The 517-nt window shown below is 67.7% G+C and carries 1 protein-coding gene; it reads right to left on the bottom strand.

The genetic code is table 11. From position 1 onward, the window contains the following. The coding region (locus tag RFN28_RS34765) for an aminotransferase class V-fold PLP-dependent enzyme (protein WP_320291622.1) at positions 1 to 516 on the bottom strand (516 nt) is incomplete at its 3' end. Between the last annotated feature and the right edge of the window lies 1 nt (position 517).

The following is a 517-nucleotide window of genomic DNA, read 5'->3' as shown; positions in this document are numbered from 1 at the left end:
GACCGACAGGAAGCCGAGGCCGGCGGGCAGCATGAAGCCTTTCTGCGAGCCGGAGACGGCGCAGTCGACGCGCCACTCCTCCTGGCGGAAGTCGATCGAGCCGATCGACGAGACGCCGTCGACGAAGAGCAGCGCCGGGTGGTTCGCCGCGTCGAGCACGGCGCGGCAGCCGGCGACATCGCTGGTGACGCCGGTCGCGGTTTCGTTCTGCGTGCAGAAGACCGCCTTGATGCGGTGCGCCTTGTCGGCCCGCAGCTTCTCGGCATAGAGGTCGAGCGGGACGCCGGTGCCCCATTCGCAGTCGATGACGTCGACCTCGAAGCCGAGGCGCTCGGCCATGTCGACCCACAGATGCGAGAACTGGCCGAAGCGCGACATCAGCACCCGGTCGCCGGGGCTGAGCACATTGGTCATCGCCGCTTCCCAGGCGCCGGTGCCGGACGACGGATAGATGAAGACGCGGCCGGTCTCGTTCTTGAACACGCGCTTGATGTCCTCGAACAGCGGCAGCGTCAGA

Origin of the sequence: Mesorhizobium album (genome assembly GCF_033977205.1) — a bacterium.
GTDB classification, from domain to species: Bacteria; Pseudomonadota; Alphaproteobacteria; order Rhizobiales; family Rhizobiaceae; genus Mesorhizobium; species Mesorhizobium album.
Note: the sequence above shows the minus strand (reverse complement) of the source record. Positions and strands in the feature narration are given on the sequence as shown.